Genomic DNA, 15,871 nt, shown 5'->3' with positions numbered 1-15,871 from the left:
GCGAGAGGGATCGCCCCCACCGCGCGGGGGATCGGGGCCCGGTCAGGTCTGGTCGGGCGAGACGATCGAGACGAGGCGGGCGCGCGCGTCCCCGCCCCCGTCGCGGGCGGCGGGGGCGACGAGGCCCTCGACGACGAGCCGCCGGCCGGTGAGGATCGTCGCCTCGATGTCGGCGTCGGTGAGCGCGAGCTCGTCGTCGCGCAGGCCGAGCGCGACGACGCCGTTCCAGGCACCCCAGAGGAAGCGGGAGAGGCGGTGGGCGTCGAGGTCGGCGCGGACCTCGCCGGTGTCCATCGCCTCCTGGATCTTCGCGCGGAAGCCGTCGAGGGTGACCGCGAGCTTCGCCGTCAGGCGCGCCGCGAGCTCCGGGTCGGCGACGGCACCGGAGGACGCGGCCTCGACGCCGTCGAAGGCGAGGAAGCGGAACGCGCCGGGGTGCTCGAGGTGGAAGCGCAGGTAGGCGTCACCGCAGGCCATGACCTGCTCCAGCGGGGTGCCGCCGATGGCGTAGGCGGCGTCGAGGTAGCGGCCGAAGAGGTCGGCGGAGCGCTCGGCGAGCGCGTGGTAGAGGCCGTCCTTGTCGCCGAAGTGGTTGTAGATCGAGCCGACGGCGACGTCGGCCGCGGCGGCGACGTCCTCCATGCGGGTGCCGCGGTAGCCGTCGACGCGGAAGGCGGCCTCGGCGGCGTCGAGGATGGCGGCGCGGGTGCGGGCGGCGCGACGGGCGCCACGGGCGGGTCCGGGGGTCGGCGTCGGCGCGAGCGGCATTTCAGTTGGAGGCGGGTTCATATCTGAATGGGGTTGCAACTATAGCCGGGACGGGGGTAGGCTCGCCCGCATGTCCCAGCATGATGTCGTCGTCGTCGGCGCCCGCTGCGCCGGATCCGTCGCCGCCGCCGTCCTCGCCCGCGCCGGGCGGGACGTGGTGGTCCTCGACAAGTCGAGCTTCCCGTCGGACCAGCTCTCCACCCACGTGCTGTTCGGCGGTGGCGTCGACGTCCTCAAGGACATCGGCGCGTTCGAGAAGATCGCCGCCCGCGACCCCTCCTACATGCAGGACCTCGAGCTGAGCTTCGACGAGGAGGTCACCGTCCGCGAGCCGTGGGGCGGCCCGGTCGGCTCGACCTCCAACTACGTCTGGTGCATCCCGCGGCCGCTGCAGGACGCCGTGCTCGTCGAGACTGCGCGCGAGCACGGCGCCGACGTGCGCGAGGGCTGGGAGGTGCTCGACGTGCTCTGGCGCGGCGGTCGCGTGCGCGGCGTGCGGGCCAAGGACCCCGAGGGCGCGATCCACGAGCTGCACGCGAAGCTCGTCGTCGGCGCCGACGGCCGCCGCTCCACGATCGCCGCGCGCGTCGGCGCCTGGCAGCCCTACCGCGCCTCCAAGAACGGGCGCGGCCTGGTCTTCCGCTACCTCGACGACCCGCGCGTCGACACGCGCGACAACGCGACCCTGCACCAGTGGCGTGACGGCGACAGCTTCTGCATGACGTTCCCCAGCGCGCCGAAGCCGCGCCTCGTCGCGCTGGTGATGGGCCCCGCCTCGGACGTCGCGCGCGCCCGCAAGGACCCCGAGGGCGTCTGGGAGGAGTTCCTGCGCCGCCACCCCGGCTGGGCGAAGCGGATCGAGGGCGCGACGAACCTCAGCAAGCTGCGGTCGACCGCGGACGTGCCCGCGTACTTCCGGCCGTCGAGCGGGCCGGGCTGGGCGCTGGCCGGGGACGCCGGGCACTTCAAGGACCCCGTGATCGGCAACGGGCAGCGCGACGCGATGTGGATGGGCCACACGCTCGGCACGATGGCGGCGGACGTGCTCGACGACCCGGGCGCGCTGGACGCGACGCTGCGCCGCTACGAGCAGGCGCGCGACGAGGAGTGCCTGTCGGCCTACCACTTCGCCAACGGGGAGACGCGGATCCAGCCGCAGTCTCCGGTGCTGATCGCCCTGGCCCGCAAGGCCGCCCGGCGCGTGGACCCGGACCCGGACCTCAGCGACGTCTTCCAGCGCGTGCGCACCCAGCAGGACGTGCTGCCGGTGCGGCGGCTCGCGCAGGGGCTCGGGCTCGCGGTCGCGCACGACCTGCGCCACCGGCCCGCCGCGCTGCCCGCGACGCTGCGCGGCGCGGTCGAGGACCTGCGCACCGACCTGCTCGTGCGGGCGGAGGCGCGCGCGAAGCGGTTCCGCTCCACCCGGCTGATCCGCGGCTCCGAGCACCCGGGCTGGACCTGGCCCGCGCCGCCCCGGCGCCCCGCCGCCACCGTCCCGGAGACCGGCGCCCCGCCCGTCGCGGCCGCCGCACCCGTGCCGGCACCGCCGTCGGTCCCCGCCGGCCGCGAGGCGGTGGTCGCATGAGCGCGCGCCGCCCGATCACCGTCGCCGCCGTCCAGGCCGACCTCGAGCTCGCCGCGGTCGAGCGGAACCTCGAGACGATCGAGGACCTGATCCGCGACGCGCACCGCGAGCACGCGCCCGACGTCATCGTCGTGCCCGAGGCGATGACCTCGCCGAACGTGTTCAACAAGCGGCTGCGCGGCGTGACCCGCCCGGTCGACGGCGCGCCGTTCCAGCTGCTGACGCGGCTGGCGCGCGAGCTCGACGTCGTCGTGACCGGCGGCTTCCTCGCCCGGCGCGGCCGGGACGCCTACGGGACCTACGTGCTCGCGGAGCCCGACGGCGGCGCGCACCTGCACGACAAGGACATCCCGTCGGCGTGGGAGAACCACTACTACCGCGGCGGGGACGACGACGGCCGCGTGCACTGCCGGGCGCTCGGGCTCGACGTCGGGCTCGCGTCCGGATGGGAGTGGGCACGCCACCGCACCGCGAAGCGGCTGCGTGGCGTCGACCTCGTGCTCGGCGGCATGTGCTGGCCGTCGTTCCCCGCGAACTGGACCGTGCCGCCGCTCAACCGCTGGGTCGAGCGCGAGCACGCGCTGTGGGTGCGGCAGAACCGCGAGCTGCCCGCCCAGGTCGCGCGGCTCGTCGGCGCCCCGGTCGTCTACGCCGCGCACGTCGGGTCGGTCGAGGCGCGGTTCCCCGCCGCGCCGGTGGTGCCGTGGCGCACGACGTGCATCGGCGAGACCCAGATCTGCGCCGCGGACGGGACCGTGCTCGCGCGCCGCACCGAGGCGCAGGGCGCCGGGCACGTCGCGGCCGAGGTGACCCCCGGCTCGGTCGCGCCGCTGGACGAGCTGGCCGACCGCTTCTGGATCCCGGCGATGAGCCTCTCGACCCACATCGCCGCCTGGCACGTGATGAACAACCACGGCCGCCTCGACTACTGGCAGAAGCGGCTGCGCGGCAAGCACGAGTGGCAGTCGATGCCCGCGGGCGACCTGCCCGACGCGCTGCCGCCCGTCGCCGACGAGCAGGAGCAGCACTTCGCCACGACGCCGTAGCGCTTGCCACCCGCGCCGCTCCGCTGTACGTTCGCGTTCACCAGAGCGGGGGGGGCGCGGGATGACCGGCAGGACGGGGACGAGGAGCAGCAGGACGGTCGGGGTGACGATCGCCGTTGCCTGCGCGCTCGCGGTCGGGCCGGGGACGGCGACGGCCACGCCCGCGTCCGCGTCCGCGGCCGCGTCCGCGGCCGCGTCCGCTGACGCGGCCCGCGCCGTCGCCGCCCAGGTCCCGGGCGCACGGCTGCGCGCCGCGGGCGGGCCGATCGACCCGACCGTCGCGCTCCCTGGCGTGGCCGACGTCCTGCGCGGTCGCGCCGACGTGATGCTCGACCCGGCCTTCTGGGTCGCGACGGTGTCGAACCTCCTGGAGTCGGGGTCGCTGATCCTCCCCACCCCGGTCGACGCGGTGCGCCCCGAGGCGTTCCTGCCGACCGCGCCCGTGGCGGCCTCCGGGACCCCGTGGGCGCTCCCGCGCGAGACCGTCGATCTCGGCGACCTGCGCTACGAGTGGCGCGGTCGGCGCAAGTCCCTGCGCGACTTCCTGCGGACGACCGAGACGGACATCGTCGCGTTCGTGCACCGCGGACGGATCGTCACCGACGCCTACGCCAACGGCTGGTCGGCCGAGGTCCGCCACCAGCCGTGGTCGGCGACGAAGTCGGTGATCAGCGCGGTCGTCGGCATCGCCCTCGACGAGGGCCGCGTGCGGTCCCTCGACGACCCGATCGAGCGCTACGTCCCGCAGCTGCGCGGGAGCGCCTGGGAGGGCACGACGATCGAGAACCTCCTGCAGATGGAGTCCGGCGTCCACTGGGACGAGGACACCCCGGTGCTCGCGCTGAACACGCAGGTGCAGCAGTGGATCCAGGCGGCGCTGGACCTCGTCACCGACGGGCGACTCGGGCAGGGCCGCAACGCGTTCCTGCGCTCTCTGCCGCGCGTGGCGCCGCAGGGCACGCGCTTCTCCTACAACAGCGGCAACACCCAGGTGCTCGCGTGGATGACCGAGGAGGTCTACGGCAAGCCGTTCAACGAGGTTCTCGGCGAGAAGCTCTGGCGTCCGGCGGGGATGGCGGGCGACGCCCGGATCCTCACCGACCGGGCCGGGGACGCGATCGCGTCGCAGGGACTGTACGCGCGGGTGTTCGACCTCGCGCGGTTCGGCGAGCTGTTCCGCCGCGGCGGCCGCACGCCGGAGGGCCGGCAGGTCGTCCCCGAGTCGTGGACCCGCACCTCGACCCGCATGACCGACCTGTCCCGCGGGCGCTACGCGCTGCAGTGGTGGGCCGGGCCGACGCCCGACAGCTACCAGGCGTCGGGCTTCCAGGGCCAGAAGATCTCCGTCTCCCCCGCCCACTGCCTCACCGGCGTGCGGCTCTCGCACGCCTTCGGCCTCGACTCGCGGCCCGGCGACGGGCCGCCGACCGACCCCGACGCCTACGGCTTCGGAACCGAGTTCGCGGCGGAGGAGTGGAACGCGCTGTACCGCGCGGTCGCCGCGCGTCTGGGCACCTGCCCGCCCGCGACGGCGCCGGCCGGACCCCCAGGCCGGGCGGCGACCGTGCGCCTTGGCCGGACCGCCGTCGCCTCGCGGGCGGCGGCGCTGCGGCGGGGCGCGCTGGCGCTGCGGGTCGGCGTGACCGGGCGCCGGATGGAGGTCCGGATCCTCGTCAGCGCGGCGGGCCGTCGCGGCGGTCCGCGCCGCACCGTCGCGGCGCGACGCCTCGTGCTGCGTCCCGGACCGGCGCGGGTCGTGTCGGTGCCGTTGACCGCGCAGGGTCGGCGGCTGCTGCGCGCCACCCGACGGGTCCCCGTGCTCGTGCGGGCCACCGGGGACGGCGACGACCGGCCCGGCGCGCGCCGGCGGGTCGTCGTGCGGTAGCGCGGAGCCCTACGCCGCGTCGGGCGCGGAGCGGCGCAGCACGTCCGCGAGCATCAGCGCGACGCGCAGCTCGAGCTGGCGCTCCTCGACCGGGTGGCCGAGCAGCTCGCCCGCCCGGCGCACGCGGTAGGCGACCGTGTTCTCGTGGACGCCGAGCCGGCGCGCGGCACGGACGAAGCTCGATCCCTCCTCGAGGAAGACGCGGAGCGTCGCGGCGATGCGGCGGGCCGCGTCGGTCTCCGCGCCGAGCGCCCCGAGCTCGCGCTCGGCGAACCGGCGGGCCTCGCCGACGTCGTGGGTGAGCAGGCCGGTGAGCGCGACGTCGCCGTAGCGGGCCACCGCGCCGGGCGCCCGGCGACCGAGGTGCACGACGCGGCGGGCGAGCAGCGCCTCCTCGTGGGAGCGGCGGAAGCCGTCGATGCCGTCGTGCGGGTCGCCGACCGCGACGCGCGCCCCGACGACCAGCGCGTCCTGGTCGCGCAGCGCGCGCAGCACCCCGACGTCCGGCGTGGTCCGCAGCCCGATCCAGGCTGCGAGCGTACGCCGCCCGAGCGGCACGCAGAGCGCGTCGGTCCCGCCGAGCGTCCGCTCGATGTCGTGCGCGATCCGCTCGAAGATGCCGATCGTGCCGTCCTCGTCCTCGCCCTCCTCGCCCCACACGACGATCGCGACGTGCGTGCGGGCGAGCGCGTAGCGCAGCCGCTGCGAGGCGCGCTGCTCGTCCACGGTGGAGCCGTCGAGGATCGCGCGGACCTCGTCGGCGCGCAGCGCCGCCGCGCTGCGCACCCAGCGCTCACGCTCGGCCATGAACGCCTCGGTGATGCCGAGCTGCACCGCGTCGAGGTACGGGAACATCCAGGCGCTGCAGTAGCTGACGGTCTCGGCGAGCAGGTCGCGGTCGGCGACGCGCACCGCGAGGCGCTCGAGCATCGTGCCGACGTACACCTGGTGACCGACCTGGTAGGCGCGCATGAGCGTCTCGATCGGCAGGCCGTGGCGGACGAACTCGCGCGCGTAGTGCATGGCCTCCGCCGGGGCGGTGGCGGTGAACGGCTCGACGTCGTCGCGGAGCATCTCCGCGATCAGCCCGATGTTCGCGCGGCAGCTGCGGATCGTCTCGTCGTGCAGCGAGCGGTCGAGCGTCTCGATCTGGTCGTGGATCGCGTCCGCGAGCAGGACGGCGACCCCGTCGAGCTCGGGGATCAACGCCTCCGCCATCTCCTGCACCGCCTCGCGGCACGCGGGCGAAGCCCCGGCCGTCGTCACCTGCGCCATCACGTCTCCTCTCCCGTGGGACCCGTCGAGCCTACCCCGCCCGCCGGGATCGGGGCAACGCTCCACCGTCGCGCGGGCGGCCGACGGGTCAGGCGCCGGCGACGAGCTGCGGCGCGCGGACGGCGGCTCCGGCCCGCTCGTCCTCGCGGACGAAGTCGGCACAGCGCTCGCCCACGAGGATCGCGGGGGCGTTCGTGTTGGCGCGCGTGATCCGGGGCAGAGCGCTCGCGTCGGCGACCCGCAGACCGGCGACGCCGTGCACGCGCAGGCGGGCGTCGAGCACGCCCTCCCCGGGCTCGCCCATCCGGGCCGTGCCGGCCGGGTGGTACGTGTTCAGACAGGTGCGCCGGACCCAGCGCTCGAGCTCCTCGCCGGTACGGACGTCCGGTCCGGGGGTGATCTCGACGGACACCATGTCCGCCAGCGGTCCCTGGGCGACGATCTCGCGCGTCAGCCGGATCCCGCGGACCATCGCCTCGAGGTCGGCGCGCTCGGTCAGGAGGTTCAGCTGCACGGCGGGCAGTTGGCGCGGGTCGCGGGAGACCGCGCGCACCGTGCCGCGGCTCGCCGGCGTCCAGTACGACTGGGCGATCGCGAACGCCGGGCGCGGATGCTCGGCCTTGCCGTTCTCCCAGAAGAACACGGGAGCGTGCACGAGCTGCATGTCGGGTGCGGGCAGGTCGGGCAGCGTGCGGACGTGCGCGAGCGCCTCCGCGACGTTGCTCGCGAGCTTGCCGCGGCCCGTGAGCAGCCAGCGCAGCACGTGCTGCGGCCTGGCCGCGTCGGACAGGCCCAGCCAGGGCTCGCGCAGCTCGTAGTTGCAGAACGTGAACGGGTGCTCCTGCAGGTGCGCGCCGACCGCCGGGTTGTCGACCAGCGGCTCGACCCCGATGTCGCGCAGGTGCTCGGCGTCACCGACACCGGAGAGCTGCAGCAGGTGCGGCGTGTTGAACGCCCCCGCGCTGAGGATCACCTCGCGCCGGGCGCCCACGCGCCGGACGGTGCCGCGGCGCTCGAGCTCCACGCCGACCGCGCGGCCGCCCTCGATGACGACCCGGTGCACCAGCGCCCCGGTCACCACGGTCAGGTTCGGCCGGCGTCGGGCGCCGTCGAGGTACCCGCGGACGGTGCTCCAGCGCCGGCCGCCCGAGGTGGTGGTGGGAGCGAGGGAGACCCCGTCGAGGTCGGGGCCCGACAGGTCCTCGGTGCGGGCGATGCCGGCAGCGGCGGCGCTCTCGACGAACGCGCGCGCCACCGGGTCCGGGTCGCGCAGCCGCCGGACGCGCATCGGGCCGCCGTGGCCGTGCGCGTCGTCGCGCAGGGAGGTGGTCCTCCATCCGCAGGAACGTCGGGAGCGCCTCCTCCCAGCTCCAGCCCGGCAGGTCCCAGCCGTCGTAGTCGAGGTGGCTGCCGCGGATCCACAGCATCGCGTTCATCGCGCTGCACCCACCCAGCAGCCGGCCGCGCGGCTCGGGGATCCGGCGGCCGTCGAGTCCGGGCTCGGGCTCGGTCATGTAGCCCCAGTCGCGAGCGCTGTCGATCAGCTCGGAGAACCCGGCCGGTGCCCGCGAGGCGAGGACGCGGTCGCCGCCGCCCGCCTCGACGAGCAGGACACGCCGCGCCGGGTCCTCGCTGAGCCGGGCCGCGACCGCGCACCCGGCCGATCCGGCGCCGACGACGATGTGGTCGTAGATCTCCATGGGCCGAGCATGCTGCGCGCACGGCCGCCGGTGTTCGGGGTCGTCGCAGGTCACCCGACGTCTGCTCCGTGAATTCCCCCAACCGCATGTGACAGGCTGCGCGCATGGCGCGGATCCCGCAGCTCGGCGAGGTGCCCCCACGGTCGCGGGCGTGCGAGGAGCTCGTCACCGCGGTCGCCACGCGCCTGGAGCCGCGGGTCGAGGAGATCGCCGAGCGGCTGATCGACCGGGTCGTCGCCGAGATGGACCTGCCGCGCGAGGACGAGGACCTGCGCGAGGACCTGCTCGCCGCGGCCCGCGGGAGCGTCGCGCTGCTGACGGTCATGGCCCGCTCGTGGACCGACCCGCACATCGTCCCGGCGCCGCAGGACGCGCTGACCTGGGCGCGCGGGCTCGTCGCACGCGGCCTGCCGATCGACGCGCTGCTGCGTGTCTACCGGATCGGGCAGTCCGGCTACCACGCGCTCTGGCACGAGGAGCTCGTCGCCAGCGGCGCCCCCGCCGCGGTCGTGCTGGAGGCGCTGAACGCGACCACCGCGTTCATCTTCACGTGGATCGACGCGATCAGCGCCCCGCTGGTGGAGGCCTACGAGGACGAGCGCCTGCGGCGCCTGGGCGGCAGCGACGCCGTCCGCGCCGAGACCGTCGCCGCGCTCCTCGCCGGGGAGGCGCTCGACGTCGCGACCGCGGGCGCGCGGCTGGGCTACGACCTCGAGCGCCCGCACGTCGCGCTCGTCGCGTGGGCGCCGACGCAGGCGTCCGACGCGGCGCGCGACGGGCTCGAGGCGCTCGCCGGGGAGCTCGCGGAGGCGCTGTCGGCGGACGGCGGCCGGCCGCTGCTCCTGCGCGAGGACGCGCGGACGCTGACCGCCTGGGTGCCGCGACCGCAGCCCGTGGCGCTCGAGCCGCTCGCCGTCCTGGCCCGCGCGCGCGGCGCGCGGGTCGCGCTCGGGGGCAGCGGGGACGGCGTCGCGGGCTTCCGCAGCTCGCACGACGAGGCGCAGCGCGCCCGGCGGGTCGCGCGACTCGTGCGCCAGGGCAGCCCGGTGGTGCGCTACCCGGACGTCGCGGTGCTCGACCTGCTCACGCGCGACGTCGCGCAGGCCCGCCGGGTCGCGCGGGCGACGCTCGGCCCGCTGGCGGCGGACGACGACGCGACCCGCCGGCTGCTGGCGACGCTGCGCGTCTACCTGCAGGAGGGCGAGAGCTTCGCCCGCACGGCGCGGCGCCTCGGCGTGCACGAGAACACGGTCTCCTACCGGGTGCGGCGGGCGTTCGAGCTCGCAGGAGCGGAGCACGCGTCGGCGCTGCGCGCGGTCGTCGACCTCGTGCCGCTGCTGCACGACGCCCCGCCGCTCGACCTCTGACCCGCCGCGCTTCGTGGTTTCCACCAGGGCGGCGGCGTCGGTCTGCGGAACCCCGATGGCGCGCAGCGCGACGCGGCTGCGAGCCTCGCGGCACCCGAGGAGAGGACCACCCCATGAGCACCCCCACCGTCGAGCCGCACGACATCGCCGCCAAGGCGTTCTGGGCCCAGCACCCCGACGCGCGCGACGAGGCGTTCGCCCGCATCCGCGCCGAGCGTCCCGTCTTCTGGAGCGGGCCCGCCGAGTCCGACCTGCTGCCCCCGGAGGAGAACGTCCACGGCTTCTGGTCGCTGACGAAGTACGCGGACATCCAGGCCGCCAGCCGCAACCCGAAGGTCTTCTCCTCGGCGATGGGCATCACGATGGAGGACTTCTCCCCCGAGATGACCGAGATCGCCCAGTCGTTCATCGCGATGGACGCGCCACGCCACACGCAGCTGCGCGGCATCACGATGGACGCGTTCAAGCCCGGCAACATGCGCAAGCTCGAGGGCTGGGTGCGCGAGCACGCCCGCGACCTCATCGACGAGATGGCGCACCTCGGCTCCGGGGACTTCGTGGACCTCGTCGCCGAGCCGATGCCCGGACGGATCTTCGGCAGCTTCTTCGGCCTGCACGAGGGCGACCAGCACGAGGCGACCATCCGTGCCGCGCAGGACCTCCTGTCCTGGAACGACCCGGTCGTCACCGGTGGCGTCGAGCCGCTCGAGCACTTCGTCAACTGCGTCATGACCCTGCGGCTGACCGCCGCGGAGCTGGCCGAGGAGCGACGGGAGAGCCCCGGCGACGACCTGATGAGCTGGCTCGTGCAGGCCGAGTTCGAGGGCGAGAAGATGACCGACGACGAGATCGGTGCGTTCTTCGTCCTGCTCGCGGTGGCGGCCAACGACACGACCCGTCACGCGTCCGCCGGGATGCTCTACGCCTTCACCCGGTTCCAGGACCAGCGCCGGCTGCTGTGCGAGGACGTGCCCGGCCGCGTCGAGGACGCGGTCGAGGAGGTCATCCGCTGGGTCTCGCCGCTGATCCACATGCGCCGCACCGCGCTCAGCGACTTCGAGGTCCGCGGCCAGCAGATCCGCCGCGGCGACAAGGTCGTGCTCTGGTACTGCTCGAGCAACCGCGACGAGGAGTACTGGGGCAACCCGTTCGACTTCGACATCTTCCGCTCGCCCAACCGCCACCAGGGCTTCGGCGGCGGCGGCCCGCACTACTGCCTCGGGGCCGCGGTCGCGCGCACGACGCTGAAGTCGCTGATGAGCGAGATCTTCACGCGCATCCCCGACATCGAGGCGCCCGACCCGGACTTCCTCGTCGCGAACTTCATCAACGGCATCCGCTCGCTCCCGGCGGAGTGGACGCCCGAAGAGCGCTGAGGGTCCCCGGACCGTAGGGTCGGGCACATGAACATCGGGATCTCGACCGTCTACTGGCCCTGGTTCACCCCCGAGCAGCAGATCGAGATGGCGGTGCTGGCCGACGAGCTCGGCCTGCACTCCGTCTGGGTCAGCGAGGCGTGGGGCCAGGACGCGGTGTCGATGCTCGGCCTGCTGGCCGCGCGCACCGAGCACGTGCGGCTCGGCACGGCGATCATGCAGATCCCGGCCCGCAAGGCGACCGCGGCGGCGATGGCGGCCGCCTCGATCGACGTGCTCAGCGGCGGGCGGATGATGCTCGGCCTCGGGCCGAGCGGCCCGCAGGTCGCGGAGGGCTGGTACGGCGACCCGTTCGCCAGGCCGCTCGCGCGGACCCGCGCGTACGTCGCGACGATCCGCGCCGCGCTCGCGGGCGAGCGGATGCCCGTGCAGCTGCCCGAGGGCGTCGAGGGCACTGGTCTGGGCAAGGAGCTGCGACTGCTCGCGCGGCCGGCGCAGGCGCGCATCCCCATCTACCTCGGGGCGACCGCGCCGAAGGGGCTGCAGCAGTGCGGCGAGATCGCCGACGGCTGGATCGGCGTGTTCGTCGACCCGTCACAGCCCGAGACGACGATCCGCCCGGTGCTCGACGCCGTGGAGGCGGCCGGCCGGCCGCGCGAGGTGTTCGAGGTGCTGGCGCTGACGCCGACCGCGATCGCGCCGACCGTCGAGGAGGCGCTCGACGTCGTGCGCCCGTGGATCGCGTTCTACCTCGGGGCGATGGGCGCGAAGGGCAAGAACTTCTACGTCGACCTCGCCGCCCGCTACGGCTTCGGGGACGCCGCCACGGCGGTGCAGGACAAGTACCTCGAGGGCGACCAGGCCGGTGCGTCCGCCGCGGTGCCGCGCGAGCTGCTCGAGCGCGTCGCGATCGCCACGACGCCGGAGGGGCTGCCGGCGCGGCTGCAGGCGTACGCGGATGCGGGCGTCGACACGATGATCAGCATCCCCAGCGGCGACCTGCTCGGCACCGTCCGGGCGCTCGCCGCCGCCCGCCCCGGCGCCTGAGCGGCGCCCGGCCCGGCCCGCTCAGGTGACGAGCGGCCCGAGGACCCGGCGGGCGAACGCGCGGACGGCCTCGTCGTCGTCCGCGGCGGCCGAGCCGCCCGGCACGAGCACGTAGGTGAGCGCGAGGCGCACGAGGACGTCGGCGACGTCGTCGGCGTCGTCGCGCACGCGGGCGCTCGGGTGGTCGGCGCGGATCGTGGCGGCGACGAACGACCGGCCGAGCTCCAGCGGCGAGGGGTCGCCGTGGGTGAGCTGCTCCAGCAGGCCGCCGGGCTCGTCGCGGGTCAGGCGCGCGACGAGCGGATGCCCGGCCGCGAGGCGCACGCACAGCACGAACGCCTCCGCGACGCGGTCGACCGGGTCGTCGTGGTCGGCGAGCCGCCGCTGCACCGTGGCGAGGAAGCGGGTGACCTCGCGGACCAGCAGCCGCTCCACCAGCGCGGCCTTCGAGCCGAAGCGGCGGAACACGGTCATCCGCGCGACGCCGGCGCGTGCGGCGACGTGGTCCATCGTCGTCGCGCGCGTCCCGCGCTGCGCGAGCTCGGCGAGCGCCGCGTCGAGGATCCGGTCCTCGGTCTCGTCGGTGGCCGCGGCCGCGCCGGTCGCGGCGCGGGCGAGCACCGTGACGAGGTCGGCGGGCGGGTCGGGCGTGGCGCGCGGCACGGTCAGCGGTCGCGCAGCGTGGCGACGAGGGCGACGGCGGCGCGCAGGCGCAGGGAGCCCGCGTCCTCCTCCCCGCAGAGCTCGAGGCAGCGGCGCACCCGGTAGGCGATCGTGTTCTGGTGCACGCCGAGCCGCCGCGCGGTGCGGGCGAAGCTCAGCTGCTCCTCCTGGAAGACCGCGAGCGTGGCCAGCAAGCGGCGCGAGCCGTCGCTGTCGTCGGCCAGCGCCCCGAGGACGTCGCCGGCGAAGCGGCGGGCGCGGTCCCCGTCGGCGGTCAGCAGGGCGAGGACGGCGGTGTCGCGGTAGGTGACGGTGCTGCCGGGGCGACGGCCGCACAGGCGCGCGACGCGCGCCGCCTCGCGCGCCTCCTCGTGGCTGTCGCGGAAGCCGTCGAGTCCGTCCCCGGCTCCCCCGAACGCGAGCACGACGCCGGGCAACCGCAGGGCGGCGAGGTCGGCCGGGGCGGGGAGGGCGCGCCCGCCGATCCAGCCGTGCACGGCGTCCCCGGCGGCGGGCACGACGAGCGGCGGCTCGGGCAGCGCGAGCTGCTCGACGAGGGTGCGCGGGAGCCGCTCGAGCGCGGTCTGCGGGTCCGGGTCGCGCCCGTCGGCGCCCGGGACGGCGACGGCGACGAACGCGACGTGGCCGCGACGGAGCAGGTAGCGCAGGCGGGCACCGGCGCGGTCGGGATCGGGGGCCGGGGCGCTGCGGTCCAGCAGGGCGCGGACCTCGGCGATCCGCACGCTCTCGGCCCGGGCGCCGGCCCGGGACTGCTGCTCGACGTGGTCGTCGATCAGGGGCTGCAGGACCGCGTCGACGTAGGCGAAGGTCCAGGCGGAGGTGGCGGCGATCGCCTCGGCGAGCACGTCGACGTCGTCGGCGTGCTCGCGCAGGCGCTCCTGCCACCAGGCCCAGAACGCGGCGTGCCCGAGCCGGTAGCTGCGCATGAGCCGGTCGACGGGCACCCCGACGCGCAGGAAGTCCCGCGCCCAGCGCACGGACTCCGGCGGCGGGTGCGCCTCCCGGGGGTCGGCCCAGGCGCCGAGCATCCCGGAGATGAGGACCATGTGCGCGCGGGTCGAGGCGGCGAGGTTCTCGAACAGCTCGTCGCCGCCGACGGCGAGGTCGGCGACGCTGCCGACGATGCGCTCGTCGACGAGCTCGCGGACCTCCTCGATGCGTGCGGCGAGGTCGGCGGCGGAGGCCGAGATCGCCGCGCGGGCGGGCTCGGCGAGCTCCTGACGGTCGTCGGTGGCGGGCACGGTGCGCATGCGCTGGGGCGATCCTAGACGCGAAGGGTGGTACTCAGATGTGCATGCGAGTACCATCGCGGCATGGCGTCCGTCCTGCCCGATCCCGCCGAGGCCCACCGCTACGCCGTCGACGCGTCGTCGATCACCTGGCGGCGCGCCGGGGACGCCCGCGCGATGACGGGCGCCGGGACCGCCCTGATGCTCCAGGTCGCCCACCCGACCGTCGCCGGGGGCGTGCGCGAGTTCTCCGACTTCGTCACCGACCCGTGGGGTCGGCTGTTCCGCACGCTCGACTACGTGAACCTGCTCGTCTACGGCGGCCCCGAGCGCGCCGCCGAGACCGGCCGGCGGATGCGCGCGATGCACACGAGGATCAAGGGCGTCGACCCGCAGGGCCGCCGCTACCACGCGCTGGAGCCCGAGGCCTACGCCTGGGTCCACGCGACGCTCGCGGTCTCGATCGTCGGCGCGCACCAGCGGTTCGGCCGGCCCTTCAGCCCCGCGCAGACCGAGCGGTTCTGGGGCGAGTGGCGCGGCCTCGGCCGGCTGCTCGGCATCCGCGAGCGCGACCTCCCCGCCACCTGGGGCGGCTTCCAGGCCTACGTCGAGGAGATCGTCGACACCCGCCTGGAGCGCAACGACGTCGTCGACCTCGTGCTCCGCACGATCGTCGAGCCCGCCGCCCCGCCCGTCCCCGGCCTCGGGCCGCGCACCTGGAAGGCTCTGCGCCTGCCCGCCACGCGCACGCTGCAGCTCGCGACGATCGGCCTGCTGCCCGTCAGCGCCCAGCGCAAGCTCCACCTGCGCCTCACCCCCGGCCAGCGCCGCGAGCTGCAGGCGCTGGGCGCCGCCTCGCGCGCGACGACCCCGGTGCTCCCGCGCGTGGCGCGCACGCTCGGGCCCGACTACCTGCGCTGGCGCCACCGCGAGATCGCGCGCGGCAGCTTCGGCTCCGGCACCGCGGCGACGCCGACCCCCCGGGTCCCCGCCGCCGCCTGAGCGACCGTCCTGCACGACGGCGCCCACGCCGCCGCGGCACGGGCCACCATGGGGTGGTGCCCGCGCGCGCCATTCCCCTGCTCCTCGCCGTGCTCGCCCTCGGCGCCTGCGCGGACACCGGCCCGCGCGCGGGCGCGAGCGCCGACCGGGCCCACGACGACACCCCGGCGCCAGTGGGGGCGGTGCGCGTCGCGCCCGTCCGGACCGGTCCCGGCCAGGCGCCCACCCCGCGCAGCGCGGTCGCCGACGTGCTCGGCGTCCACCCGGGCCTGACGCCCCCGACCGCCGCGGAGGCGCCGCGCGTGCGCGCCCTGATCGCGGGCGTGCGGACCGGACCGCGCCGCGGTCGCGGCGGCTACGCGCGCGAGGCGTTCGGCCCCGACTGGACCGACGAGGCCCCGATCACCTGGGGTGGCAACGACTGCCGCACCCGCGAGGACGTCCTGCGCCGCGACCTGCGCGCCCCCACGCTGCGCCCCGGCACCCCCGACGCGACCGGCCGCGACTGCGTCGTGCTCGACGGCCTGCTCCCGGACCCGTACACGGGTCGCACCATCGCGTTCTCCAAGGCGCGCCCGACCGAGGTGCAGATCGACCACGTCATCCCGCTGTTCTACGCCTGGCAGCTCGGCGCCCGCGACTGGCCCGCGGTGCGCCGCGCGCAGTTCGCCAACGACCCGCTCAACCTGCTCGCGGTGGACGGCGCCGCCAACCAGCGCAAGAACGCGTCCGGCCCCGCGTCCTGGCTGCCGCCCAACCGGGCGATCCGCTGCGCGTACGTCGTGCGGATCGCGCGCGTCGCGACCCGCTACCGCCTGCCCGTCACCCCGGCCGACAAGGCGGACATGCGACGCCGCTGCGCCGGGTGAGACGCGGGCGGCGCGCGCCGTCCGCGCCGCCACTACAG

General features: G+C 75.8%; 13 protein-coding genes and 1 pseudogene. 8 read left to right on the top strand and 6 right to left on the bottom strand.

Features of this window, described 5'->3' with window-relative positions:
- Nucleotides 1-42: 42 nt before the first annotated feature.
- The gene (locus tag GKE82_RS16380; RefSeq protein ID WP_230316189.1) at nt 43-768 is read right to left on the bottom strand and encodes a TetR/AcrR family transcriptional regulator; all 726 of its coding nucleotides are present in this window, start codon (nt 766-768) and stop codon (nt 43-45) included.
- Nucleotides 769-838: 70 nt separating this feature from the next.
- On the opposite strand from GKE82_RS16380, the gene GKE82_RS16375 reads away from it, so the two are divergent.
- From GKE82_RS16375 to GKE82_RS16365, 3 genes are all read left to right on the top strand, one after another.
- Complete coding sequence (locus GKE82_RS16375) at nt 839-2,353, top strand: NAD(P)/FAD-dependent oxidoreductase (protein WP_196189268.1); 1,515 nt, start codon at nt 839-841, stop codon at nt 2,351-2,353.
- Nucleotides 2,350-3,399 carry a carbon-nitrogen hydrolase family protein gene (locus tag GKE82_RS16370; protein ID WP_154734018.1) on the top strand — a complete coding sequence of 350 codons (1,050 nt, stop codon included), beginning with the start codon at nt 2,350-2,352 and terminating at the stop codon, nt 3,397-3,399. Before GKE82_RS16375 ends, GKE82_RS16370 begins: the two co-directional genes overlap by 4 nt.
- A 103-nt stretch (nt 3,400-3,502) precedes the next feature.
- Nucleotides 3,503-5,284, top strand: a complete 1,782-nt coding sequence (locus GKE82_RS16365) for a serine hydrolase (RefSeq protein WP_154734017.1) — start codon at nt 3,503-3,505, stop codon at nt 5,282-5,284.
- Nucleotides 5,285-5,293: 9 nt separating this feature from the next.
- On the opposite strand, the gene GKE82_RS16360 is transcribed toward GKE82_RS16365, so the two are convergent.
- The 3 genes and pseudogenes from GKE82_RS16360 to GKE82_RS31525 all read right to left on the bottom strand — a co-directional run.
- Complete coding sequence (locus tag GKE82_RS16360; protein WP_107568122.1) at nt 5,294-6,559, bottom strand: CdaR family transcriptional regulator; 1,266 nt, start codon at nt 6,557-6,559, stop codon at nt 5,294-5,296.
- A gap of 88 nt (nt 6,560-6,647) precedes the next feature.
- Nucleotides 6,648-7,847 (bottom strand): GMC family oxidoreductase, encoded by a 1,200-nt coding sequence (locus GKE82_RS31530; RefSeq protein ID WP_375337005.1) that lies wholly within the window; start codon nt 7,845-7,847, stop codon nt 6,648-6,650.
- 274 nt (nt 7,848-8,121) lie between these two features.
- Nucleotides 8,122-8,259: pseudogene (locus tag GKE82_RS31525) on the bottom strand (lycopene cyclase family protein); the annotation flags it as partial.
- A 104-nt stretch (nt 8,260-8,363) separates the two neighbouring features.
- On the opposite strand from GKE82_RS31525, the gene GKE82_RS16350 reads away from it, so the two are divergent.
- The 3 genes from GKE82_RS16350 (at nt 8,364) to GKE82_RS16340 (ending at nt 12,049) form a co-directional block, all read left to right on the top strand.
- Complete coding sequence (locus tag GKE82_RS16350) at nt 8,364-9,626, top strand: CdaR family transcriptional regulator (RefSeq protein WP_154734016.1); 1,263 nt, start codon at nt 8,364-8,366, stop codon at nt 9,624-9,626.
- A gap of 113 nt (nt 9,627-9,739) precedes the next feature.
- A complete protein-coding gene (locus GKE82_RS16345) occupies nt 9,740-11,002 on the top strand; it encodes a cytochrome P450 (protein WP_154734015.1) in 1,263 nt (420 codons plus the stop codon).
- Between the two features lie 27 nt (nt 11,003-11,029).
- Nucleotides 11,030-12,049: an LLM class flavin-dependent oxidoreductase gene (locus GKE82_RS16340; RefSeq protein ID WP_154734014.1), complete on the top strand. Its 1,020-nt coding sequence runs from the start codon at nt 11,030-11,032 to the stop codon at nt 12,047-12,049.
- Nucleotides 12,050-12,070: 21 nt separating this feature from the next.
- Here GKE82_RS16340 and GKE82_RS16335 read toward each other — a convergent pair whose 3' ends face one another.
- Both GKE82_RS16335 and GKE82_RS16330 read right to left on the bottom strand, forming a co-directional pair.
- Nucleotides 12,071-12,712 (bottom strand): TetR/AcrR family transcriptional regulator, encoded by a 642-nt coding sequence (locus GKE82_RS16335; RefSeq protein WP_158276706.1) that lies wholly within the window; start codon nt 12,710-12,712, stop codon nt 12,071-12,073.
- Between the two features lie 2 nt (nt 12,713-12,714).
- Nucleotides 12,715-13,983 carry a CdaR family transcriptional regulator gene (locus GKE82_RS16330; protein ID WP_196189267.1) on the bottom strand — a complete coding sequence of 423 codons (1,269 nt, stop codon included), beginning with the start codon at nt 13,981-13,983 and terminating at the stop codon, nt 12,715-12,717.
- A gap of 63 nt (nt 13,984-14,046) precedes the next feature.
- Here GKE82_RS16330 and GKE82_RS16325 point away from each other — a divergent pair, with 63 nt between their 5' ends.
- The gene (locus GKE82_RS16325) at nt 14,047-14,964 is read left to right on the top strand and encodes an oxygenase MpaB family protein (RefSeq protein WP_107568116.1); all 918 of its coding nucleotides are present in this window, start codon (nt 14,047-14,049) and stop codon (nt 14,962-14,964) included.
- A 56-nt stretch (nt 14,965-15,020) separates the two neighbouring features.
- A complete protein-coding gene (locus tag GKE82_RS16320; RefSeq protein ID WP_309233647.1) occupies nt 15,021-15,833 on the top strand; it encodes an HNH endonuclease family protein in 813 nt (270 codons plus the stop codon).
- The last annotated feature ends 38 nt before the right edge of the window (nt 15,834-15,871 follow it).

The sequence above is a fragment of the Conexibacter sp. W3-3-2 genome, from assembly GCF_009707605.1.
Lineage (GTDB): Bacteria > Actinomycetota > Thermoleophilia > Solirubrobacterales > Solirubrobacteraceae > Paraconexibacter > Paraconexibacter algicola.
Note: the sequence above shows the minus strand (reverse complement) of the source record. Positions and strands in the feature narration are given on the sequence as shown.